Genomic DNA, 22,530 nt, shown 5'->3' with positions numbered 1-22,530 from the left:
ACGGCTTTTATCGTTAACAGCCTAGCGGATCAAGCGCCTTGGCGCTTGTCCTCGACCTTCCATTTGCCGCCGTCGTAGAACGCTTTCCAGCCGGTAGGCTTGCCCTCCACTTCGGTCTGCACGTACTGCTCCTTGGTTTTGCGGCTGTAGCGGATCACGGCTGGGCGACCATCCGGGTCCTTCTTCGGCGCTTCACACAGGAAGTGGTACTTGGGGTCGATCTCGTCCTTGTGCGGCACGATCTCCAGCACCAGCGGTGCACGGGTCTCGCGGTTTTTCGGGAACTGGCTGGCGGCCAGGAACAAGCCCGAAGCGCCGTCACGCAGGATGTAAGTGTCGTTGACCTTCTCGCACTTGAGCTCAGGCATCTTCACCGGGTCCATCTTCGGCGGCGCCGCATCACCGCTTTTCAGCAGCTTGCGGGTGTTTTTGCACGTCGGGTTGGTGCAGCCGAAGAACTTGCCGAAACGGCCGGTCTTGAGTTGCATCTCGCTGCCGCACTTGTCGCATTCCAGGCTCGGGCCTTCGTAGCCCTTGATGCGGTAGCTACCTTCTTCGATTTCGTAGCCATCGCAATCCGGGTTGTTACCGCAGATGTGCAACTTGTGCTTCTCATCCAGCAGGTAAGCGTCCATCGCCGTGCTGCAGATCGGGCAACGGTGTTTGCCACGCAGTACCAGCGACTCGGATTCACCTTCGTCATCGGCGGCGATTTCATCGCCCGGCACCAGGTTAACGGTGGCCTTGCAGCGCTCTTTCGGCGGCAGGCTGTAACCCGAGCAACCCAGGAACACGCCGGTGGAGGCGGTACGAATCTGCATCGGGCGGCCGCAGGTCAGGCACGGTATGTCGGTCATCACCGGCTGGTTGGCGCGCATGCCGGTGTCAGGGCTTTCAGCCACTTCGAGTTTCTTTTTGAAGTCGCCGTAGAACTCGTCGAGTACGTTTTTCCAGTCGCGCTCGCCCTGAGCCACGTCATCGAGGTTCTCTTCCATACCGGCGGTAAAGCCGTAGTCCATCAGGTTGGAGAAGCTCTCGGACAGGCGCTCGGTCACGATGTCGCCCATCTTTTCCGAGTAGAAACGACGGTTGTGCAGCGCGACGTAGCCACGGTCCTGGATGGTCGAGATGATCGCCGCGTAGGTCGAAGGACGACCAATACCGCGTTTTTCCATCTCTTTTACCAGGCTGGCTTCGGAATAACGCGCCGGCGGCTTGGTGAAATGCTGCGACGGGTCGAGCTTGATCAGCTTCAACGCGTCGCCTTGGGCCATGTCCGGCAGCACATCGTCATCGCCTGGCTTGGCGATTTGCGGCATGACGCGGGTATAGCCGTCGAACTTGAGGATACGGCCCTTGGCACGCAGCTCGAAGTCGGAGGCCGCCACGCTGACCGTAGTGGACAGGTATTGCGCCGGCAGCATCTGGCAGGCCAGGAACTGGCGCCAGATCAACTCGTAGAGGCGCTCGGCGTCACGTTCCATGCCGCTCAGCTTGGCAGGCTCGGTGTTGGCGTCGGAAGGACGAATCGCTTCGTGAGCCTCTTGGGCGCCTTCTTTGCTGCTGTAAACGTTCGGCTTCTCGGGCAGGTACTTCTTGCCGAATTCGGTTTCAATATACGTACGCGCCATCGCCACCGCGTCTTGCGACAGGTTGGTGGAGTCGGTACGCATGTAAGTGATGTAGCCGGCTTCGTACAAACGCTGGGCCATCATCATGGTTTTCTTCACACCGAAGCCCAGGCGGTTACTCGCGGCCTGTTGCAGGGTGGACGTGATGAACGGCGCCGACGGTTTGCTGCTGGTCGGTTTGTCTTCGCGCTTGACGATGCTGTAGCTGGAAGACTTGAGCTTCTCCAGCGCGGCCATGGCCTGGGCTTCGTTCAGCGGCTTGAACGCCTCGCCTTTTTCACGGGCCACTTCAAAGCGCACGTTGGCGCCCTTGGCGGTGCCGAGGTCAGCGTGGATTTCCCAGTACTCTTCGGGGTTGAACGCACGTATCTCGCGCTCACGCTCCACCACCAGTTTGACCGCGACCGACTGCACACGGCCGGCGGACAGGCCACGGGCGATCTTCGCCCACAGCAACGGCGAGACCATGTAACCCACAACGCGGTCGAGGAAACGCCGTGCCTGCTGTGCGTTTACGCGGTCAATGTCCAGTTCGCCCGGCTTGGAGAAGGCTTCCTGGATGGCTTTTTTGGTGATTTCGTTGAACACCACACGCTTGTAGCGGCTGTCATCACCGCCGATGGCTTCGCGCAGGTGCCAGGCAATGGCTTCCCCTTCGCGGTCCAAGTCCGTCGCGAGATAGATGGTGTCAGCATCTTTGGCGAGCCGGCGCAGCTCTTCGATGACCTTTTCCTTGCCCGGAAGGATCTCGTACTTGGCCTTCCAGCCATGATCCGGGTCTACACCCATGCGGGAGACCAGCTGCTTGCGCGCTTTCTCTTTAGGCGTGAGTACCGGACCTTCGCCCGCAGCCGCCTTGCCGCGCTTGGCGGCAGGCTCCTTGCTGGCGCTAGCCGAACCGCTGGTGGGCAGGTCTCGGATATGGCCGATACTCGACTTCACCACGTACTCGTTACCCAAGTACTTGTTGATGGTCTTGGCCTTAGCCGGGGATTCCACAATGACCAGCGATTTGCCCATGGATCGGAAAATTCCTGAATTCGAGAAGTGAAAGGCAGTTGGCGCCTGTCGCGGCAACGCTATATATAGTGGCTACAACACGAGGTCAAGCGCAGCATTCTGCGCGGCCTGCCGTTATTGCCCTGAAAAAAGACTGGGTTCGACCTGCACCAGAGCAAAGCGCGGGACCTGCTCGCCGTCAACTTCGACGGTTTCCAGGAACATGCTCAACGGGCGTACCCAAAAGCCGTAATCGCCATACAGTGCTTGGTAAAAGACCATTTCTTCTTCGGTCTCGGAGTGCCGTGCCAGGTTAAAAACGCGGTACTGCGGACCTTTATAATGTTGGTAGAGCCCTGGTTCGACTTTCATGCTCTGGCCCTCTTACAAAATGTGTTGAAAAAAAATATTAAAAATTCCAAAAAACAAAAACCGGGGCACTGGGCCCCGGCTTCCGTCAAGCCAACGCTTAAACGCGTTCGAAGACGGTGGAAATGCCTTGGCCGAGACCAATGCACATGGTTGCAACCCCAAGGTTGCCGCCATTTTGCTTCATCACGTTAAGCAAAGTGCCGGAAATACGTGCACCGGAGCAACCGAATGGGTGGCCCAGGGCAATCGCGCCGCCGTGCAGGTTAACCTTCTCGTTCATCTTGTCGAGTACTTTCAAATCTTTCAACACCGGCAGCGCCTGTGCGGCGAACGCTTCGTTGAGCTCGAAGAAGTCGATATCGGCGATGGTCAGGCCCGCACGCTTCAAGGCTTTTTGGGTCGCGGGTACTGGACCATAGCCCATGATTGCCGGGTCCACACCGGCCACCGCCATCGAACGAATCACCGCCAGCGGCTGGATGCCGAGGTCTTGGGCACGCTGCGCCGACATCACGATCATGCACGAAGCACCGTCGGTGATTTGCGACGACGTACCGGCTGTGACGGTGCCGCCCTTGGGGTTGAAGGCCGGTTTCAAGGCCGCCAGGCTTTCCAGGGTTGTGTCCGGACGAATGGTTTCGTCGTAGTCGAACAGTTTCAGGAAACCGTTCTCGTCGTAGCCGTTCATCGGGATGATTTCATCCTTGAACTTGCCTTCCAGGGTCGCCTTGTGGGCGAGCTGGTGCGAGCGCAAGCCGAACGCGTCCTGGGCTTCGCGGGTAATGCCATGCATTTTGCCGAGCATTTCTGCGGTAAGGCCCATCATGCCCGAGGCTTTTGCCGCGTACAGCGACATGTGCGGGTTCGGGTCGACACCGTGCATCATGCTCACGTGGCCCATGTGCTCCACGCCACCGACCACGAACACATCACCGTTGCCGGTCATGATCGCCTGCGCCGCGGTGTGCAGCGCGCTCATCGACGAACCACACAGGCGGCTGACGGTCTGGCCGGCAGCGGTGTGCGGGATCTGCGTCATCAACGAGGCCATGCGCGCGATGTTCCAGCCCTGCTCCAGGGTCTGGTTAACGCAGCCCCAGATCACGTCTTCGACTTCGTTCGGGTCGACCTTGACGTTGCGTTCGAGCAATTTGCTGATCAGGTGCGCCGACATGTCCTCGGCACGCGTGTTGCGGTGCATGCCGCCCTTGGAGCGGCCCATCGGCGTGCGACCGAAGTCGACAATCACCACGTCTCTTGGATTCAAGCTCATAAATATTCTCGCTCTGTTCGTCTGGGCACTTAACCGAAGAAGCGCTGGCCGTTTTTGGCCATCTCACGCAGTTTTTCGGTCGGGTGGTACAGCGGGCCCAAATCAGCGTATTGATCAGCCAGGGCAACGAACTCGGCCACACCGATCGAGTCGATGTAACGCAGCGCACCACCACGGAATGGAGGGAAACCAATACCGTACACCAGGCCCATATCGGCTTCGGCGGCGGTTTCGACGATGCCGTCTTCCAGGCAACGCACGGTTTCCAGGCACAGCGCGATCATCATCCAGTTGATGATGTCGTCGTCGGACACCTCACGCTGCTCGTAGATGACCGGCGCGAGCACTTCGTGCACCGAAGGGTCAGCGACTTTCTTCTGCTTGCCCTTCTTGTCGGCCTCGTAAGCGTAGAAACCTTTGCCGTTCTTCTGGCCCAGGCGTTTGGCGTCGTAGAGCGCGTCGATCGCCGAGCGGCGGTCGTCTTTCATGCGGTCCGGGAAGCCTTCAGCCATCACGTCACGACCGTGGTGGCCGGTGTCGATGCCGACCACGTCCATCAGGTACGCCGGGCCCATTGGCCAGCCGAATTTCTCCATGACTTTGTCGATGCGCACAAAGTCGACACCCGCGCTGACCAGCTTGGCGAAACCGCCGAAGTACGGGAACAGCACGCGATTGACCAGGAAGCCCGGGCAGTCATTGACCACAATCGGGTTCTTGCCCATTTTTTTCGCGTAGGCAACGGTGGTGGCAACCGCCAGCTCGCTGGACTTCTCGCCACGGATCACTTCCACCAGCGGCATCATGTGTACCGGGTTGAAGAAGTGCATGCCGACGAAGTTTTCCGGGCGCTTGAGGGCGTTGGCCAGCAAGCTGATGGAAATGGTCGAGGTGTTGGACGCCAGGATGGTGTCGTCTTTAACGTGGGCTTCTACTTCAGCCAGCACGGCTTGCTTGACCTTCGGGTTCTCGACAACCGCTTCGACCACCAGGTCGACGTGGCCGAAATCACCGTAGGACAGCGTAGGACGAATGCCGTTAAGCACTTCGGCCATTTTCGCAGCAGTCATGCGGCCTTTATCAACGCGGCCCACCAGCAACTTGGCGGCTTCGGCCAGCCCTTGCTCGATGCCGTGCTCGTTGATGTCTTTCATCAGGATCGGCGTGCCTTTGGACGCCGACTGATAGGCAATACCGCCGCCCATGATACCGGCGCCGAGTACGGCGGCCTGTTTCACGTCTTTGGCGATTTCGTCGTAGGCCTTGGCCTTTTTCTTCAGCTCCTGATCATTCAGGAACAAGCCGATCAAGCTCTGCGCAGCAGAGGTCTTGGCCAGTTTGACGAAGCCTGCAGCTTCCACTTCCAGGGCTTTGTCACGACCGAAGTTCGCGGCCTTCTGGATGGTTTTGATCGCTTCAACCGGCGCCGGGTAGTTCGGGCCGGCCTGGCCTGCCACGAAACCTTTGGCGGTTTCGAACGACATCATTTGTTCGATGGCGTTGAGCTTGAGTTTTTCAAGCTTCGGTTGGCGCTTGGCCTTGTAGTCAAATTCGCCGCTGATGGCGCCCTTGATCAGGTTCAGTGCAGCTTGGGCGAGCTTGTCCGGGGCAACCACAGCGTCAACAGCACCGACTTTCAGCGCGTCTTCAGCGGTGTTTTCTTTGCCTGCGGCAATCCACTCGATGGCATTGTCGGCGCCGATCAGGCGCGGCAAACGCACGGTGCCGCCAAAACCCGGGTAGATGCCCAGCTTGACTTCAGGCAGGCCCACTTTGGCGGTGGCCGACATCACACGGAAGTCAGCCGCCAGGCACATTTCCAGACCGCCGCCCAACGCGATGCCATTGATTGCGGCAACGGTTGGCACGTTAAGGTCTTCAAAATCGCTGAAAATCTTGTTGGCTTCGAGGTTGCCAGCCACCAGCTCGGCATCGGGCAGCTTGAAGTTTTCGACGAATTCGGTGATGTCAGCGCCGACGATAAACACGTCCTTGCCGCTGGAGACAATCACGCCCTTGACCGAAGCATCTGCTTTGATGGTGTCGACGGCCTGACGCAATTCGTTCAGGGTTAGACGGTTGAACTTGTTGACGGACTCACCCTTGAGGTCGAATTTCAATTCGACGATGCCACTTTCAAGAGCTTTAACCGTGATGGCTTTACCTTCGTAAATCATCAACTGATCTCCACGATATGGAAGCTGAACAGTACACACTGGACGCTGGCCTCTGGTTGGACATTGATAATTACGCCAATGCTCAAGCCAATCCGCCAGGCACACCCGCCAGTGCGATAGTCGGGGTTCTGTATGAGCAGTCTGACAGACAAACGCTCAATTCATACGCCCGTTTGATTTGGGTACGTCACCTTCATCCAATTCCAGCTAATTGTCAATCGCTCGAAAGGCTGGGTAAAACGCGACTTTCCAGTCATTTCAGAACCGCGCGCCTGCGCACGCGGCACGTCAATATTCGACCATTCACATAATCAATAAGGCAGCGGCTGCGGCAAAAAGCTGTACAGACTGAGATAGGCCGCTAGGCTAGCAACAAGCGTAACGCGCCTGGATGAACATCCGGCGCAGCATCAAAGAATTACCGGCCTGCCTGGCCAACTCCAGCCCGATGATGATGTCGGGCTTTTTATTGCGCGCTCGCCCCCATTGCGGGGGCTGCGTCAGGCCAGTGCCTTGAGCAATGCGTCAATGTCCTTCAAGACACTGGCTTCGCCCTTCTCGCCCCAATACAAGGCGATCATTTGCGTGTCGGCCTCGACCTTGTAGACGTTGTCCGGCAACCGTGCAAAATAGGGTAACAATTTCTCATCAACACACACTTCACGCCACCGATTGACCCACACCCCCGGCTCCAGCTGCCAGTAACTCCAGAGCGCCGGCGCACTGCCGCGACGCGGCCGACAGTACTGCGCGCATGGGCTCGGCGGCTCCTGCTTGAGCCAGTGCGGCCACTCCTGAGGCGACAGCTGCATGGCCAGACCGATGCGGCGCGCCTCCATGCGCAGGGCCATGCGCCCGCTCTGATGGCGCGACGGGCGCAACCACGCCAGAGGGCTCAGAACCACCAGAAGGATTGACACCACTATCCAGACCGTCATATGTGTACTCCCGATTTTCTAGATGAGCGGATATGACCTGACGCAACCCAGTCCGCTTGAAAGCAGCCATACTCAACTTATTGCAGTCCCCTGGAGGAACGCCCCATGTCCTACGAACATATTCTGGTCGCCGTAGACCTGACCGAAGAGTGCGATCCAGTCATCAAACGCGCCCGTGCCTTCGCCGTTGCCAGCAACGCCAAACTCTCGCTGGTGCACATCGTTGAGCCGATGGCCATGGCGTTCGGCGGCGACGTCCCCATGGATTTGTCCCAACTGCAGCAGCAACAGTTCGATCAGGCCAAAGAGCGCCTGGAACGCTTGATCCTCAAGTACCCGGAAATCACCAAGGAAAACTCCCACCTGACTTACGGTCAACCACGCCAGGAAATTCACCACCTGGCCAAAGAACATCAGTGCGACCTGATCGTGGTCGGCAGCCACGGCCGTCATGGTCTGGCGCTGTTGCTGGGCTCAACTGCCAATGACGTACTGCACGGCGCGCCGTGCGATGTGCTGGCAGTCAAACTGGTCAAAGACACCAGCAAGTAAGGCCCACGAGGATCAAATGTCGGAGGGAGCTTGCTTCCTCCCACATTGTGAATTGCATTTCATATAAAAAGCCCGGCACTCATACAGATAAGTGCCGGGCTTTTTTTAGTGCGTGCGGATCAATCAGGCATCCAGCTCGGCCCAACGCTCAACCAGCACTTCCAGCTCCTGGTTCAACGTTTCCAGGGAAGCGATGACCTTGGCGGTTTCTGCCGCCGGGCGCAGGTAAAAACCCGCATCAGCCATGTCCGCTTCTACCGCAGCGATCTGTTTTTCCTTGGCGTCGATATCACCCGGCAAGGCTTCCAGTTCGCGTTGCAGCTTGTAGCTGAGCTTTTTCTTGGCCGCCGGTGCGGCTTCCTGAGCCGGTGCAGCCGTTGCCGGAGCAACCACCGCCGAGGTCAGGTCGGCCTTGCCGGACTTGCTCTCGGTCACGCCCAACAGGCGCGGCGAGCCGCCCTGACGCAGCCAGTCCTGATAACCACCGACGTATTCACGCACCTTGCCTTCACCTTCGAAGACCAGGGTGCTGGTGACTACGTTGTCGAGAAATTCCCGATCGTGGCTGACCATCAGCACAGTGCCGTTGAAGGTCAGCAGCACTTCTTCCAGCAACTCCAGCGTCTCTACGTCGAGGTCGTTGGTCGGTTCGTCGAGCACCAGCAGGTTGGCCGGTTTGCTGAACAGTTTGGCCAGCAGCAGGCGCGCACGCTCACCACCGGACAAAGCTTTTACCGGCGTACGTGCACGCTGCGGGCTGAACAAAAAGTCGCCCAGGTAGCTGAGTACGTGGCGGCTTTGGCCATCGATGTCGATAAAGTCGCGGCCTTCGGCAACGTTGTCGATTACGGTTTTTTCCAGGTCCAACTGGTGGCGCAACTGGTCGAAGTAAGCCACGTCGATGCGTGTGCCCTCCTCCACAGTGCCGCTGGTTGGTTGCAAACCATTGAGCATCAGCTTGAGCAAGGTGGTCTTGCCGGTGCCGTTGGCGCCCAGCAGGCCGATACGGTCGCCGCGCTGCAGGACCATCGAGAAGTCTTTGATCAGGAACGGGCCGTCCGGGTGATGGAAGCTGACGTTCTCCAGCACCATCACTTGCTTGCCCGACTTGTCGGCGGTGTCCAACTGAATATTGGCCTTGCCGGTGCGTTCGCGACGCTCGCTGCGCTCGTTACGCAGGGCTTTAAGGGCACGCACGCGGCCTTCGTTACGGGTGCGGCGCGCCTTGATGCCCTGGCGGATCCAGACTTCTTCCTGGGCCAGTTTTTTGTCGAACAGCGCGTTGGCGGTTTCTTCAGCCGCCAGCGTGGCTTCCTTGTGGACCAGGAAGCTGGCGTAGTCGCCGTTCCAGTCGATCAGGCCGCCACGGTCGAGTTCGAGGATGCGCGTCGCCAGGCTCTGCAGGAAAGCACGGTCGTGCGTGATAAACAGCACGGCGCCCTGGAAGTCCTTGATGGCCTCTTCGAGCCAGGCGATTGCGCCGATGTCCAAGTGGTTGGTCGGTTCGTCGAGCAGCAGCAGGTCCGGCTCGGAAACCAGCGCCTGCGCCAGCAGGACGCGACGACGCCAGCCGCCGGACAACTCGGCCAGGGTTTTGTCGGCCGGCAGTTGCAGGCGGCTCAAGGTGCTGTCGACCAGTTGCTGCAAGCGCCAGCCGTCACGGGCTTCGAGGTCTTGCTGAACATGCATCAGCTTGTCCAGGTCGGCGTCGGTCACACAGTTCTGCGCCAGGTGATGGTATTGCGCGAGCAGCTCACCCACGCCGTCGAGGCCTTCGGCGACCACGTCGAACACTGTCCGTCCGTCGGCCACCGGCAATTCTTGCGGCAATTCACCAATTTTGAGGCCGGGCGCGCGCCAAACAGAGCCCTCATCGGGCTTTTGGTCGCCTTTTACCAGCTTCATCATGCTGGACTTGCCGGTGCCGTTGCGGCCGATGATGCACACCCGCTCACCACGGGCGATCTGCCAGGACACCTTGTCCAACAACGGCATGGCGCCGAAAGCAAGGGACACATCGCTGAATTTGAGCAGGGTCATACACTTCTCCAAAAACTGGGCGCGCATTCTACCTGACTTGACGGTGGGATGCGGTCTGCATTTTTGCTATCGACACGTTCTGAACGACATTTACGACCAACTTCAACCAACCGGCTGGCAAAGCTTTCAACGGCTGCAAGCAAAAGGCTAAGCTAGGGGCAATCAGTGTCGGCGATGCCGGTGCTAGTCGTGATTTCTCTGCACGGACGTCTCATGCGCAGTCGCCTTTTCAACTTTTTATCTTGCCTGCTTCTTTCCGCCACCGCCGTTCAATCCGCCCAGGCCGTGGACCTCACCACCCAACGTCAATATTACGATGAGGCCAAACGCGCCTTGGCCAGGGGCGACAGCGGCCCGTACATGCAATACAGCCAGGCGTTGGCCGACTACCCGCTGACGCCATACCTGGCCTACGACGAGCTGACCGCGCGCCTGAAAACCGCGAGCAACGAGGAAATCGAACAGTTCCTCGCCAAAAACGGTGACCTGCCCCAGGCCAACTGGATGAAGCTGCGCTGGTTGCGCTGGCTGGCCGACCGTGGCGACTGGCCAACCTTTGAAAAGTACTACGACGCCAAACTCAATTTCGTTGAGCTGGACTGCCTGCAAGCCCAGTACCAGCTCACGCATAACCTGAAAGCCGAAGGCTACAAGAACACCGAAAAACTCTGGCTGACCGGCAAGTCCCAGCCGACCGCGTGTGATGCCACCTTCGGCCAGTGGGCGGCCGACGGCCAACTCACCGAACAAAAAATCTGGGACCGCACCAAGCTCGCTGCCGAAGCCCGCAACTACGCGCTGGCCAACAGCCTGGTGAAAACCTTGCCAACCCTCGGCGCTCAGGGCCGTTTGATGGTGGACGTGGCGCAGAAGCCCGACATGCTCGGCGACCCGTCGCGCTTCCTGCCGGCCAACGAGGCCATGTCTGACGCGGTGGGCCTCGGCCTGCGCCGCCTGGCACGCCAGGACCCGGACAAGGCCATGGCCCTGCTCGACGGTTACGCCAGCAGCATGCACTTCTCGCGTGACGAAAAAGTGTCGATCGCCCGCGAAATCGGCCTGACCCTGGCGCGCCGTTATGACCCGCGCGCGCTGAACGTCATGACCCAATACGACCCCGAGTTGCGCGATAACACCGTCTCCGAATGGCGCCTGCGCCTGCTGTTGCGTCTGGCGCGCTGGGAAGATGCCTACCAGTTGACCCGCAAGCTGCCGCAAGACCTTGCGACCACCAACCGCTGGCGTTACTGGCAAGCGCGCAGCCTGGAGCTGGCTGAGCCGAAAAACCCGCAACCGCTGGTGCTGTACAAAAACCTCGCGCAGGAACGTGACTTCTACGGCTTCCTCGCGGCGGATCGCTCCAAAGCACCGTATCAGCTGAAAAACAAACCGCTGGTGATGAGCCAGGCGCTGGTCAACAAGGTGCGCAACACACCCGGTGTTCGCCGTGCCCTGGAGTTCTACGCACGCGGCCAAATCGTCGATGGCCGTCGCGAGTGGTACCACGTCAGCCGTCACTTCAACCGCGATGAAATGGTCGCTCAGGCCAAACTGGCGTACGACATGAAGTGGTACTTCCCGGCGATCCGCACCATCAGCCAGGCGCAGTACTGGGACGACCTGGACATCCGTTTCCCGATGGCCCACCGCGACACGCTGGTGCGCGAAGCCAAAGTGCGCGGCCTGCATTCCAGTTGGGTGTTCGCAATCACTCGCCAGGAAAGCGCCTTTATGGACGACGCGCGCTCCGGCGTCGGCGCCAGCGGCCTGATGCAACTGATGCCCGGCACCGCCAAGGAAACCGCACGCAAGTTCAGCATCCCGCTGGCTTCCCCGGCACAAGTGTTGGACCCGGACAAAAACATCCAGCTCGGCGCCGCTTACCTGAGCCAGGTGCACAGCCAGTTCAATGGCAACCGCGTACTCGCCTCCGCCGCCTACAACGCCGGCCCCGGCCGCGTGCGCCAATGGCTGCGCGGTGCCGACCACCTGAGTTTTGATGTTTGGGTGGAAAGCATTCCGTTCGACGAAACCCGCCAGTATGTACAGAACGTGCTGTCTTATTCGGTGATCTACGGGCAGAAGCTCAACTCACCGCAACCGCTGGTGGATTGGCATGAGCGGTATTTTGATGATCAGTAAGAGGGGCAGCCTCAAGCTGCAAGCTTGTAGCTTGTAGCTTGTAGCTTGAAGCTTGAAGCTTGAAAAATAATGCCCGCATTGAGCAATGCGGGCATTTTTTATGGGGCGAGTGAGCGCTCGCTGTGTACGGCTTCGGCCAAGGCCAGGTTGAGGGCCTGTAGCATAAATTCGACGAAGGGCGTCGCCTCGGCCTGCTGGTCGGCGGCTGACAGTGCGGCATAGTAGGCGTCCTGCTGCTCGCGTATCACCGCTTCTACCGGCAGGTAGGCCAGGACGGGGCGCCATTGGCTGAGAATCAAGGTTTGCCAGAGCCGTCCCATGCGCCCATTGCCGTCAGCGAAAGGATGGATAAATTCGAATTCGTAATGAAATACGCAACTGGCGATCAGCGGATGCCAATCAGACAGCGACAACCATCGCAGCAAGTCATCGACAAGGTGCGTTACACGGCTCGCGGGCGGCGCCATGTGCACTAATTGATCGCCGCGATAAATACCGACACCGGCCTGACGCAACTGGCCGGCATCGTCGATCAAACCAAACATCAACAATTCGTGAGCCTTCAACAGGTCAACACGATCACTCGGCACCCAATGCGCCATCGCTTCGTACGCTGCAAATGCGTTACGTACTTCCTGGATTTCCCGGGGCAAACCCAACACGCGTTTGCCCTCTAACACGGCGCTCACCTGCTCGACGCTCAGGGTATTGTTCTCGATCGCCAGTGAGGCCTGGATCGTGCGAATTCGGTTGCCACGCCTTAGCTGAGGCGTCTGACGAGTGTCGTCACCGATCGAGAGTTGACCGATCTGCTCACTGATCTCGGCTATCAGCGCGAGCATCTTTGTAGTCAGCGTCAACGGAGGTTGATAACGGCCCATGTCCTCATCCAGATCAATAACCAAAGCCCATATAATGCCTCATGCAGACGCCAGTCGGCAGCTTCATTGTGCTTGCGCTTGCGCCCCGTCACTGAACTGCAACGCCGCCAGCCGCGCATACAGCGGGTTGCTCGCAATCAATTGCTGATGCGTTCCCACCGCGACCAACTTGCCTTGGTCCATCACCGCAATCCGGTCGGCGTTTTTCACGGTGGCCAAGCGGTGCGCGATCACCAGCGTGGTGCGGCCTTGCATCAGTTGCGGCAGCGCTTGCTGGATCAGGTGTTCACTTTGCGCGTCAAGGGCGCTGGTGGCTTCGTCCAGCAGCAGGATCGGCGCGTCCACCAGCAGTGCGCGAGCGATGGCCAGGCGTTGCCGTTGGCCGCCGGAGAGGCCCATGCCGCCGTCGCCGAGGTGGGTTTGGTAACCCTCGGGCATTTGCAGGATGAAGTCGTGGGCGTGAGCGATGCGCGCGGCGGCTTCGACTTGCTCGCGGGTGGCAGACGGGTTGCCGTAGCGGATGTTTTCTTCGACGCTGCCAAAAAACAGCGCGGGGCTCTGCGAGACCAGGGCGAAATGGCGGCGCAGGTCCATCGGGTCGAGTTCGGTCAGCGGGTGGCCTTCGAGCAGGATGCGGCCTTGCTGCGGGTCGTAGAAACGCAGCAGCAGGTCAAACAGGGTTGATTTACCCGCACCCGACGGGCCTACCAGCGCCAGGGTTTCGCCCGGATTGATCGTCAGGTTCAAGCCGTCGATGGCATAGCTGTCCGGCCGCGAAGGGTAGGAAAAGCGCAGGTCCTGCAACTGCATACGCCCGCTCACGCGCTGCGGCAGTTGCACGGTGCCACTGGCAGGTGCCTGGATTTCATTGCTCGACTGCAATAATTCACCGATCCGCTCGGCGGCGCCCGCGGCGCGTTGCAGCTCGCCCAGCACCTCGCTCAAGGTGCCGACGGCGCTGCCGACGATCAAGCTGTAAAACACAAACGCCGCCAGCTCACCGCCGGAGATGCGCCCGCCGATCACGTCCATGCCACCGACCCAGAGCATCACGCCCACGGCGCCAAGCACCAGCATGATCACCAAGGTGATCAGCCACGCGCGCTGCACAATGCGTTTGCGCGCGGTGGCAAAGGCCTGCTCCACGGTGACGGCGAAGCGCTGTTCGTCCTGCACCTGATGGTTGTAGGCCTGCACGGTCTTGATTTGGCCAAGGGTCTCGGACACGTAGCTGCCGACGTCGGCAATGCGGTCCTGGCTCTGGCGCGACAAGCTGCGTACGCGGCGACCAAAAATCAGGATCGGCGCCAGCACCAACGGCAGCGCCACCACCACGATGCTGGTGAGTTTGGGGTTGGTGACAAACAGCAACACGATGCCGCCGATCACCATCAGCGCATTGCGCAGAAACAGCGACAGCGACGAACCGATCACCGATTGCAGCAACGTAGTGTCGGTGGTCAGCCGTGACTGGATTTCCGAGCTGCGGTTGTTCTCGTAGAAACCGGGGTGCAGGTAGATCAAGTGGCTGAACACCTGGCGGCGAATGTCCGCAACCACCCGTTCGCCGATCCACGACACCAGATAAAACCGCGAGAACGTGCCCACCGCCAAACCCAGCACCAGCAGCATAAACAGGCCAATCGACTGGTTAAGCAGGTGCGGTGATTGCGTCATGAAGCCTTGGTCTACCAGCAGGCGGATGCCCTGCCCCATCGACAAGGTAATGCCGGCGGTGACGATCAATGCCAACAAGGCACCCAGCGCCTGCCAGCGATAGGGCGCAATAAAGCGGCTGGCCAGGCGAATCGCACGGCGTTGACGGGCTGAGAACATGGAGGGCATCACCTGCGTGAGGAATAGAAGTCGCTACACCTGAACATTGGGGGAACTTGAGTAAATAACAATGAGTCAGGTTAATTATGCCCGCGGACACTGGCCACTAGAGGCTATCGGTCTAACGATTGGCTGGAAATCCGTACCGATTTCTGGTCGACTTAGCACTCGAACCGGTGACTTTGTAAGGACTTGTAATAGCTTGGTCACGCGGGGGAATTAGAGTAGGTACACAACCTGATGAGGAGACAGGCCATGACCTTGCAAACCAGCAGCGACGCCAAAATTGAAGTAATCCGCCAACCGCAGCATCTGCCTTGCTCGGTGATCGACGCCCAAGGCCGCGAAGTGCAGATTACCGAAGAGATGATCCAGCAAGCGTGCAGCGAGTTGGAACAGCGCCTGGTAAAACCTGCGCAGCGAGGCTGAAGCGCCGACGCTCTTTCAAACCCGGCCCAAGTGGCCGGGTTTTTTGTGGCTGTTAAAGCGCTTCGGCGCCCAACGCAGCGACGATGCGCGCCAAATCGGCTGACTCGCCGTTGATGCGCACCTTCAAGCCATCGATCTCACGGCGCAGCGGGTAATGCTTGCGCAGCAGGTCGAACGCCACACGCTGTTGTTGCACTGTTCCTACAAGGCTGCGGCGGAAATCCGCATCATCGCGGCGCGGGTCGTACACGCTGCGGCACAAGGTCGCCAATGCCCAGGCAGGGTCAGTGGCGGCATTCAAATGCACCTCAGCCAGCCACGGCGCCGGCAACAAATCACTTAATTGAATGCTCGGCGCTTGGCCAAGATGGGCGCAGAACGCCTGGTAAATCTGCGCGGTGCCGCGCTGTTTGCCGTCCAGGCTGTAACCGGCAATGTGCGGCGTGGCCAACACGCACAAGTCAGCCAGGTCGACGTCTACCTCGGGCTCGCCCTCCCACACGTCCAGAACGGCCTGTAAGTCCTCACGTTCCAGCAACACGTCGCGCAGCGCGGCGTTGTCCACCACCGGGCCACGGCTGGCGTTGATCAACCAAGTGCCGGGCTTGAGGCGTTGAAGACGCTGACGATCGAGCAAGTGCCAGGTGGAGCCGTTGCCGGACTTGGTCAGCGGCGTGTGCAGGCTGATCACGTCGCACTGCGCGATAATTTGCTCAAGGCTGACGTAATCAGCGTCTTCGACGATCTGGCGCGGCGGGTCGCAGACCAGCACGTTCCAGCCCAAACCCTTGAGCACCTTGACCAGGCGCCCGCCCACTTCACCCGCGCCGACCACGCCGTAGGTACGCTGAGTGAGGTCGACGCCTTCAATTTCGGCCAGGGTTTGCAAGCTGCCCAGCACGTAGTCCACCACGCCACGCGCATTGCAGCCTGGCGCGCTCGACCACTGGATACCGGCCTGCTTGAAGTAGCCCAGGTCCAGGTGATCGGTGCCGATAGTGCAGGTGCCGACAAACCGCACCTGCGTGCCTTCGAGCAAGGCCCGGTTAACGTTGGTTACCGAACGCACCAGCAGCACATCCGCCTGCTCGACCGTCGCGCGGTCGATGGACCGGCCGGGCACCCGGCGAATCTCGCCAAACCCTTCGAAGAAGGCATCAAGCAGTGGGATATTTTCGTCGGCAACAATCAGCATGGCAGGCTCCTTTCGCGGAACAGCAGTGTACAGGGAAGCGACCTGCGTTGTGGTGGCGAGCAGGCAAGCCAGCTTGCGCAGCGGTAAATCGCTTACAAATCGCTAACACAGGTTTTTTCCTGACCATTGCGTCAAGGCGTAGACTCCGCCGTCCTCAGCCACACTTAACTGGACATTTGTACGTGAACACTGCCACCGCCTCCATCACCCGCCCCGCCCGCATCAGCCGGGAAGTGCGCGGCCTGTTGACGCTCGCCTTGCCGATCATGATTGGCCAACTGGCGACCACTGCGATGAGCTTTGTCGACGCGGTGATGGCAGGTCGCGTCAGCCCGCAGGACCTGGCGGCAGTGGGCCTGGGCAACTCGATCTGGATTCCGGTTTACCTGCTGATGACCGGCACGCTGCTGGCGACCACGCCGAAAGTCGCGCAGCGCTACGGTGCAGGCCACTATGGCGAGATTGGCCCGCTGGTGCGCCAGTCGTTATGGCTGGCTGTCGTGGTGGGGTTCACGGCGTCCCTGTTGCTGCTCAGCGCCGAGCCGATCCTGCAGGCGATGAAGGTCGAGCCCGACCTGATCACGCCGTCGATGGGTTACTTGTATGGCATCGCCGCCGGGATGCCAGCGATTGCGCTGTACTACGTGCTGCGCTGTTTCAGTGATGGCCTGGGCCGCACGCGGCCGAGCATGGTCATGGGCCTGTGTGGGTTGGCGTTGAATATCCCGCTGAACTACATCTTCATCTATGGCCATTTCGGCATTCCGGCCATGGGCGGCGTGGGCTGCGGCTGGGCCACGGCCATCGCGATGTGGGTGATGATGCTCGGTTTGGCCGGTTGGACGCGCTGGGGCCCGGCGTACCAGCGTTGCGAACTGTTCAAGCGTTTTGACTGGCCGCAATGGGCGGTGATCAAGCGCCTGCTGAACATTGGCCTGCCGATTGGCATCGCGATTTTCGCCGAATCGAGCATCTTCGCGGTCATCGCACTGTTGATCGGCAGTCTGGGCGCCACGGTGGTGTCCGGCCACCAGATCGCGCTGAATGTCAGCTCGCTGGTGTTCATGATCCCCTATTCCTTGAGCATCGCCGTGACCGTGCGTGTCGGCCAGGCGCTGGGGCGTGGCGAACCGCGTGAGGCACGCTTTGCCGCCGGCGTCGGCATGGGTACCGCGCTGGCGTATGCCTGCCTGTCGTGCAGCCTGATGCTGTTGTTTCGCGAGCAGATCGCGGCGATCTACACGCCGGACCCGATTGTGATTCACCTCGCGTCGACGCTGATCGTGTTCTCTGCGCTGTTCCAGTTCTCGGACTCGATCCAGGTCACCGCCGCCGGTGCATTGCGCGGTTATCAAGACACACGCGTCACCATGGTGCTGACCTTGTTCGCCTATTGGGGCGTGGGGCTGCCGGTGGGTTATGCGTTGGGTCTGACTGACTGGCTCGGCGAACCCAGCGGCCCCAGCGGTTTATGGCAAGGGCTGATCGTGGGCCTGAGCTGTGCGGCGGGGATGTTGCTGGTGCGCCTGGCGCGCAGTGCACGCCGGCGGATTCACGCACACAAGGCGCGCGGTTAGTCGGCCTTCTTGCGAATCCAGTACAGGTACGTCCCGGCCTGCTCCTGCTGATCGACCAGTTCATGGTCAAGGAACACACAAAACTTGGGAATATCGCGGCGGGTCGAAGGGTCGGTCGCGATCACCTTGAGCAAGCCGCCCGGCGGTAAATCGCGGATGTGCTGGTGCAGCATCATCACCGGTTCCGGGCAGTTAAGGCCGGTGGCGTCTAGGGTGCCGTCGACGGGTAGATCAAGACTCATAGTTCACTCCTGTAGCTGGCCGCTCCCCCATTAGAGCGGTGGTTGCCTTGGGGGTTTAGCGGCTTTTCGGTTTTTTCGCGGTTTCCAGGCGGCGCAGGTGGCAGGTGACTTCTTCGCGGTCGTGGTAAAGCTGTTTGCAGCCGACTTCCACGCGAATGCCACGTGCCTTGAAGCCTTCTTCGATGCGCTCCAGCAGGCGCTTAACTTCAGCGTAACGCTGCTTCATCGGCAACTTCAGGTTCACCACCGCTTCGCGGCAATGGCCCTCGCCAATCCAGGTTTCCAGCAGTGCCGCATTGCGCGCCGGTTTTTCAACGATGTCACACACCATCCAGTCCACCGGCTGCTTGGGCACGAAGGTGAAGCCGTCTGCCATCAAGTGCTGCACCAGGCCTGTGTCCATCAGGCTTTCGGCCATTGGGCCATTGTCGATAGCCGTGACCAGCATGCCGCGGTTGACCAGTTGCCAGGTCCAGCCGCCGGGGGCCGCGCCGAGGTCAACGCCGGTCATGTCACCGTGCAGGCGTTCATCCCACTGGTCGCGCGGGATAAAGTGGTGCCAGGCTTCTTCCAGCTTCAAGGTTGAACGGCTTGGCGCGTCGCGTGGGAACTTGAGGCGCGGAATGCCCATCGGCCACATCGCCGAGTTGTTCGATTCGGCCAGGCCCATGAACACTTCACGGCCGCTTTTGAAGGTCAACAGCAGGCGCGGTTTGCTCGGGTCGTCGACCAGCTTGCCGGCGTTCAACAAAGCCTTGCGCAGGTGCACTTCGAATTTCTTGCAGAAGTTCGAAAGCTCCTTGCCGTCATTCGTGTCGACCATCTCCAGCCACAGGCTGCCGCACACCGGAAAGCCTTGCAGGTGCGCGAGGATCACGCTGATGCGGTCAGTTTCCGGCAGGTCGATAAACACCCCGCGCGCCCACTGCCGCGGAAAGATCAGCTCGGCAAACCGCTGGCCGTGCATCAGGCGTTGCGCGCCGTCTTCTTCGGTGCAGACAAATTCGGCGCAGGCGCTGCCGGTTTTGGTTTTGGCATAGCCGGAAACGTTCAGGCGCGCGGCGTGTTCCGCGATCTCGGAACAGACTTCGCCTTCAAAACCTGGGCGGCAGTGCATAAAAAGGGTGTTCATTGACTCTCCTGGCAACTGGCTTGCGCTATCGCAATGCCTGTCATGAAAACGCGCGCATGATAGCCGAGTTCGGAACCTTGGACTTAACCATACAGTCCAGTTATTAGCCTGCTAATGAAAACAGGGCTAAGTTAAACGCTCTGTTCGTCCCGTCAGGTCCGTAGCCGTGCGGACCATAAGGAGTCATGTAATGTCATCCCTTGATAGCCTGAGAACCCTTAAAACCCTGCAAATCGACGACAAAACCTACCACTACTTCAGCTTGCCCGAAGCCGCCAAGAGCCTCGGTGACCTGGACAAACTGCCGATGTCGCTCAAGGTGCTGCTGGAAAACCTGCTGCGCTGGGAAGACGGCAAAACCGTCACTGGCTCCGACCTGACGGCCATTGCCGCGTGGCTTAAACAGCGCCAGTCCGACCGCGAAATCCAATACCGCCCCGCGCGTGTATTGATGCAAGACTTTACCGGGGTGCCCGCGGTGGTCGACCTCGCCGCCATGCGCGCCGCCGTGGCCAAGGCCGGTGGTGACCCGCAGCGCATCAACCCGCTGTCGCCGGTCGACCTGGTGATCGACCACTCGGTGATGGTCGACAAGTTCGGCACCACCCGCGCGTTTGAGCAAAACGTCGACATCGAAATGCAGCGCAACGGCGAACGCTACGCCTTCCTGCGTTGGGGCCAAAGCGCCTTCGACAACTTCAGCGTGGTGCCGCCGGGCACCGGCATCTGCCACCAGGTCAACCTCGAATACCTCGGCCGCACCGTGTGGACCAAGGATGAAGACGGCCGCACCTACGCGTTCCCCGACACATTGGTCGGCACCGACTCGCACACCACCATGATCAATGGGCTTGGCGTACTCGGCTGGGGCGTGGGCGGTATCGAAGCGGAAGCGGCAATGCTTGGCCAGCCGGTGTCGATGCTGATTCCGGAAGTGATCGGCTTCAAGCTCACCGGCAAACTCAAAGAAGGCATTACCGCCACCGACCTGGTGCTGACGGTGACGCAGATGCTGCGTAAAAAAGGCGTGGTAGGCAAGTTCGTCGAGTTCTATGGCGACGGCCTGGCCGATTTGCCCTTGGCCGACCGCGCCACCATCGCCAACATGGCCCCGGAATACGGCGCCACCTGCGGCTTTTTCCCGGTGGATGAGGTGACTCTCGACTACTTGCGCCTGTCCGGCCGCCCGGCCGCCACGGTAAAACTGGTCGAGGCCTATACCAAGGCGCAGGGTTTGTGGCGCAACGCTGGCCAGGAGCCGGTGTTCACCGACAGCCTGGCCCTGGACATGGGCAGCGTCGAAGCTAGCCTCGCCGGGCCAAAGCGCCCGCAAGACCGTGTGTCGCTGCCGAATGTAGGCCAAGCCTTCAGCGACTTCCTTGACCTGCAATTCAAACCAACCAACAAGGAAGAAGGTCGCCTCGAAAGCGAAGGCGGCGGTGGTGTCGCCGTCGGCAACGCCGATTTGGTGGGTGAAACCGATTACGAAGAAGATGGCCACACCTATCGCCTGAAAAACGGCGCCGTGGTAATTGCCGCGATCACTTCGTGCACCAACACCTCCAACCCCAGCGTGATGATGGCCGCCGGTTTGGTGGCGAAAAAGGCCGTTGAAAAGGGCCTCACGCGCAAACCGTGGGTGAAAACCTCATTGGCGCCAGGCTCCAAAGTGGTCACTGACTACTACAAGGCCGCGGGCCTCACGCAGTACCTGGACACGCTCGGCTTTGACCTGGTCGGCTACGGCTGCACCACCTGCATCGGCAACTCCGGCCCGTTGCCCGAGCCGATCGAAAAAGCCATCCAGAAAGCCGACCTCGCCGTGGCTTCGGTGCTGTCCGGCAACCGCAACTTTGAAGGCCGCGTGCATCCGCTGGTGAAAACCAACTGGCTGGCCTCGCCGCCGCTGGTGGTCGCCTACGCGCTGGCTGGCACGGTACGCATCGACATCAGCAGCGAGCCGCTGGGTAACGACCAGGACGGCAAGCCGGTGTACCTGAAAGACATCTGGCCAAGCAGCAAAGAGATTGCCGATGCCGTGGCCCAAGTCACTACCGGCATGTTCCACAAGGAATACGCCGAGGTGTTTGCCGGCGACGAGCAGTGGCAGGCAATTGAAGTGCCGCAAGCGGCGACGTATGTGTGGCAGGCAGACTCGACCTACATCCAGCACCCGCCGTTTTTCGATGACATTGCCGGCCCGCCGCCGGTAATCAAAGACGTCAAAGGCGCCAACGTGCTGGCAATGCTCGGCGACTCGGTGACCACCGACCACATCTCCCCCGCTGGTAACATCAAAACCGACAGCCCCGCTGGCCGTTACCTGCGTGAAAAAGGCGTGGAACCGCGTGACTTCAACTCGTACGGCTCACGCCGTGGCAACCATGAAGTGATGATGCGCGGCACGTTTGCCAATATCCGTATCCGCAATGAAATGCTCGGCGGTGAAGAAGGCGGCAACACGCTGTACATCCCCACTGGCGAAAAAATGCCGATCTACGACGCGGCCATGCAGTATCAGGCCTCCGGTACACCGTTGGTGGTGATTGCCGGCCAGGAATACGGCACCGGTTCCAGCCGTGACTGGGCGGCCAAGGGCACCAATTTGCTGGGGGTCAAGGCGGTGATCGCCGAGAGCTTCGAGCGTATTCACCGCTCCAACCTAGTGGGCATGGGTGTGTTGCCGTTGCAGTTCAAGCTGGACCAGAACCGCAAGGCCTTGAAGCTGACGGGCAAGGAGAAGATCGACATTCTGGGCCTGACCGATGCCGAGATCGAGCCGAGGATGAATTTGACCTTGGTGATTACCCGGGAAGATGGCAGCAGTGAAAAGCTTGAGGTGCTGTGCAGGATTGATACGCTGAATGAAGTGGAGTACTTCAAGTCGGGCGGCATTCTGCACTATGTGCTGCGCCAGTTGATCGCCTCTTAAGGCTAATGCGAACTGAAACATGGGGCTTTCAAATTAATGGAGCCCCCTTCTTTTAAACTACAAATAACCTATTGTTGTTGCTATTAAAATTATTTAGGTTTGTGGCTTGGGTTTTGAGTGCATATCCGTTATTGAGTTTATGGCTTATATCGGTTCCGCTCTTACAGCGGGTCACTTTTGAA

Annotated in this window: 15 protein-coding genes and 1 pseudogene; 5 read left to right on the top strand and 11 right to left on the bottom strand. The window is 59.8% G+C overall.

All coding sequences use genetic code 11. The features are described 5' to 3' along the window. Window positions 1-29: 29 nt before the first annotated feature. The 5 genes from topA to AO240_RS20465 all read right to left on the bottom strand — a co-directional run bounded on the left by topA (window position 30) and on the right by AO240_RS20465 (window position 7,390). Complete coding sequence (gene topA / locus AO240_RS20485; RefSeq protein WP_099238756.1) at window positions 30-2,651, bottom strand: type I DNA topoisomerase; 2,622 nt, start codon at window positions 2,649-2,651, stop codon at window positions 30-32. Window positions 2,652-2,765: 114 nt separating this feature from the next. Continuing rightward, window positions 2,766-3,002 carry a DUF1653 domain-containing protein gene (locus tag AO240_RS20480; RefSeq protein ID WP_058411027.1) on the bottom strand — a complete coding sequence of 79 codons (237 nt, stop codon included), beginning with the start codon at window positions 3,000-3,002 and terminating at the stop codon, window positions 2,766-2,768. Window positions 3,003-3,099: 97 nt separating this feature from the next. After that, complete coding sequence (gene fadA, locus AO240_RS20475; RefSeq protein ID WP_058411028.1) at window positions 3,100-4,275, bottom strand: acetyl-CoA C-acyltransferase FadA; 1,176 nt, start codon at window positions 4,273-4,275, stop codon at window positions 3,100-3,102. A 29-nt stretch (window positions 4,276-4,304) separates the two neighbouring features. Next, a complete protein-coding gene (gene fadB / locus AO240_RS20470) occupies window positions 4,305-6,452 on the bottom strand; it encodes a fatty acid oxidation complex subunit alpha FadB (protein ID WP_099238754.1) in 2,148 nt (715 codons plus the stop codon). A gap of 500 nt (window positions 6,453-6,952) precedes the next feature. Then, a complete protein-coding gene (locus tag AO240_RS20465; RefSeq protein ID WP_058411030.1) occupies window positions 6,953-7,390 on the bottom strand; it encodes a hypothetical protein in 438 nt (145 codons plus the stop codon). Window positions 7,391-7,495: 105 nt separating this feature from the next. On the opposite strand from AO240_RS20465, the gene AO240_RS20460 reads away from it, so the two are divergent. After that, entirely contained in the window at window positions 7,496-7,942 is a 447-nt protein-coding gene (locus AO240_RS20460; protein WP_058411031.1) for a universal stress protein, read from the top strand. Window positions 7,943-8,065: 123 nt separating this feature from the next. Here the strand turns inward: AO240_RS20460 and AO240_RS20455 are convergent, their stop codons facing one another. Then, a complete protein-coding gene (locus AO240_RS20455) occupies window positions 8,066-9,982 on the bottom strand; it encodes an ATP-binding cassette domain-containing protein (protein WP_099238752.1) in 1,917 nt (638 codons plus the stop codon). A gap of 213 nt (window positions 9,983-10,195) precedes the next feature. On the opposite strand from AO240_RS20455, the gene AO240_RS20450 reads away from it, so the two are divergent. Beyond that, window positions 10,196-12,124 (top strand): transglycosylase SLT domain-containing protein, encoded by a 1,929-nt coding sequence (locus tag AO240_RS20450; RefSeq protein WP_099238750.1) that lies wholly within the window; start codon window positions 10,196-10,198, stop codon window positions 12,122-12,124. Between the two features lie 113 nt (window positions 12,125-12,237). On the opposite strand, the pseudogene AO240_RS20445 reads toward AO240_RS20450, so the two are convergent. Then, window positions 12,238-13,005, bottom strand: a pseudogene (locus AO240_RS20445) (Fic family protein); the annotation flags it as partial. A gap of 63 nt (window positions 13,006-13,068) precedes the next feature. Continuing rightward, a complete protein-coding gene (locus tag AO240_RS20440; protein ID WP_177445849.1) occupies window positions 13,069-14,850 on the bottom strand; it encodes an ABC transporter transmembrane domain-containing protein in 1,782 nt (593 codons plus the stop codon). Between the two features lie 246 nt (window positions 14,851-15,096). Between AO240_RS20440 and AO240_RS28675 the strand changes: the two genes are divergently transcribed. Then, the gene (locus tag AO240_RS28675) at window positions 15,097-15,270 is read left to right on the top strand and encodes a PA1571 family protein (protein WP_058411036.1); all 174 of its coding nucleotides are present in this window, start codon (window positions 15,097-15,099) and stop codon (window positions 15,268-15,270) included. Window positions 15,271-15,322: 52 nt separating this feature from the next. On the opposite strand, the gene pdxB is transcribed toward AO240_RS28675, so the two are convergent. Further along, window positions 15,323-16,465 (bottom strand): 4-phosphoerythronate dehydrogenase PdxB, encoded by a 1,143-nt coding sequence (gene pdxB, locus AO240_RS20435; RefSeq protein WP_099238744.1) that lies wholly within the window; start codon window positions 16,463-16,465, stop codon window positions 15,323-15,325. Window positions 16,466-16,647: 182 nt separating this feature from the next. On the opposite strand from pdxB, the gene AO240_RS20430 reads away from it, so the two are divergent. Then, window positions 16,648-18,042, top strand: coding sequence for an MATE family efflux transporter (locus AO240_RS20430; protein ID WP_099238742.1), 1,395 nt, complete (start codon window positions 16,648-16,650; stop codon window positions 18,040-18,042). Here the strand turns inward: AO240_RS20430 and tusA are convergent. Further along, window positions 18,039-18,284 carry a sulfurtransferase TusA gene (gene tusA, locus AO240_RS20425; RefSeq protein WP_099238740.1) on the bottom strand — a complete coding sequence of 82 codons (246 nt, stop codon included), beginning with the start codon at window positions 18,282-18,284 and terminating at the stop codon, window positions 18,039-18,041. The two genes, AO240_RS20430 and tusA, sit on opposite strands and share 4 nt — an antisense overlap. 55 nt (window positions 18,285-18,339) lie before the next feature. Beyond that, a complete protein-coding gene (gene rlmM, locus AO240_RS20420; protein ID WP_099238738.1) occupies window positions 18,340-19,416 on the bottom strand; it encodes a 23S rRNA (cytidine(2498)-2'-O)-methyltransferase RlmM in 1,077 nt (358 codons plus the stop codon). A gap of 190 nt (window positions 19,417-19,606) precedes the next feature. On the opposite strand from rlmM, the gene acnA reads away from it, so the two are divergent. Beyond that, complete coding sequence (acnA, locus tag AO240_RS20415) at window positions 19,607-22,348, top strand: aconitate hydratase AcnA (RefSeq protein WP_099238736.1); 2,742 nt, start codon at window positions 19,607-19,609, stop codon at window positions 22,346-22,348. Window positions 22,349-22,530: the final 182 nt, after the last annotated feature.

Source organism: Pseudomonas sp. ICMP 460 (assembly GCF_002723595.1).
GTDB classification, from domain to species: Bacteria; Pseudomonadota; Gammaproteobacteria; order Pseudomonadales; family Pseudomonadaceae; genus Aquipseudomonas; species Aquipseudomonas kitaguniensis.
This window is presented reverse-complemented; position numbering and strand designations above follow the sequence as displayed.

What these genes read in the sequence shown, in the direction of transcription:
- topA (WP_099238756.1), bottom strand. Translation starts at nt 2,651, where the DNA reads ATGGGCAAATCGCTGGTCATTGTGGAATCCCCGGCTAAGGCCAAGACC.
- acnA (WP_099238736.1), top strand. Translation starts at nt 19,607, where the DNA reads ATGTCATCCCTTGATAGCCTGAGAACCCTTAAAACCCTGCAAATCGAC.
- AO240_RS20465 (WP_058411030.1), bottom strand. Translation starts at nt 7,390, where the DNA reads ATGACGGTCTGGATAGTGGTGTCAATCCTTCTGGTGGTTCTGAGCCCT.
- AO240_RS20460 (WP_058411031.1), top strand. Translation starts at nt 7,496, where the DNA reads ATGTCCTACGAACATATTCTGGTCGCCGTAGACCTGACCGAAGAGTGC.
- tusA (WP_099238740.1), bottom strand. Translation starts at nt 18,284, where the DNA reads ATGAGTCTTGATCTACCCGTCGACGGCACCCTAGACGCCACCGGCCTT.
- AO240_RS20450 (WP_099238750.1), top strand. Translation starts at nt 10,196, where the DNA reads ATGCGCAGTCGCCTTTTCAACTTTTTATCTTGCCTGCTTCTTTCCGCC.
- fadB (WP_099238754.1), bottom strand. Translation starts at nt 6,452, where the DNA reads ATGATTTACGAAGGTAAAGCCATCACGGTTAAAGCTCTTGAAAGTGGC.
- AO240_RS20480 (WP_058411027.1), bottom strand. Translation starts at nt 3,002, where the DNA reads ATGAAAGTCGAACCAGGGCTCTACCAACATTATAAAGGTCCGCAGTAC.
- AO240_RS20440 (WP_177445849.1), bottom strand. Translation starts at nt 14,850, where the DNA reads ATGCCCTCCATGTTCTCAGCCCGTCAACGCCGTGCGATTCGCCTGGCC.
- fadA (WP_058411028.1), bottom strand. Translation starts at nt 4,275, where the DNA reads ATGAGCTTGAATCCAAGAGACGTGGTGATTGTCGACTTCGGTCGCACG.
- AO240_RS20455 (WP_099238752.1), bottom strand. Translation starts at nt 9,982, where the DNA reads ATGACCCTGCTCAAATTCAGCGATGTGTCCCTTGCTTTCGGCGCCATG.
- AO240_RS28675 (WP_058411036.1), top strand. Translation starts at nt 15,097, where the DNA reads ATGACCTTGCAAACCAGCAGCGACGCCAAAATTGAAGTAATCCGCCAA.
- pdxB (WP_099238744.1), bottom strand. Translation starts at nt 16,465, where the DNA reads ATGCTGATTGTTGCCGACGAAAATATCCCACTGCTTGATGCCTTCTTC.
- rlmM (WP_099238738.1), bottom strand. Translation starts at nt 19,416, where the DNA reads ATGAACACCCTTTTTATGCACTGCCGCCCAGGTTTTGAAGGCGAAGTC.